Consider the following 676-nt stretch of genomic DNA (forward strand, 5'->3'; position numbering starts at 1 on the left):
GCCCTGATTGGGACGATTCTCGTAATTGCCGTCATATGGCTTGTAAGGAATAAATGCATGCCTTGCCAGTGGATAGCCGTATAAGTTGGGAATAATGACTTGCCCATTTTTGTCCAGCGTCCGGCTTATGGCCTGCTGGCCTTGCGGGCTTAAGTGACCGAAAACAGCCTTGTCAGCCCGCAAGCTTTGCAGCGTTGCCCGGACACTATACGCATCCGCTTTCCCGGAGCGTATCGCCAGCGCTCCCGAAGAGTCCCGCATTGGTTCAGAGACATCCTGCTCCCAGTGATCCTGCAGCCTGGTGCCAAGGGATTCCAGCTCCTTGACCCTGGCCTGGTCTGCTGCGGCGATTTTTGTGTCTGAGGAAGTGAGTGTGCCGCCCTTTTCTGGCCTGTCATGTTCGAGAACCCCTGCGGCGATTTCCCATGCCTCGTAGGTGCGTTCATCAACCCGATCCTGATGTTTGAATCCCCCCGGAGGGTGGACGAAGTGAGGAAACGCTACTGTGATTTTTTCGTGAGGATCGTAGCCGGCAGCCATCAAGCCGCCGCTGAAATAACCCAGGGGTGTCGAGAACGGGCGAGCGTTCAGAAAACTGACGTTTCTTTGCGCTTCGCTGCCGCTTTCTATCTCCGCAATCCGTGTCTTCACGCGTTTGGCATAGTCCTCTACACGC

General features: G+C 55.6%; 1 protein-coding gene. It reads right to left on the bottom strand.

Features of this window, described 5'->3' with window-relative positions:
• The coding region (locus PQR02_RS40690) for a hypothetical protein (protein WP_408243431.1) at positions 1 to 676 on the bottom strand (676 nt) is incomplete at both ends.

The sequence above is a fragment of the Paraburkholderia sediminicola genome (assembly GCF_046026895.1).
Lineage (GTDB): Bacteria > Pseudomonadota > Gammaproteobacteria > Burkholderiales > Burkholderiaceae > Paraburkholderia > Paraburkholderia sediminicola_C.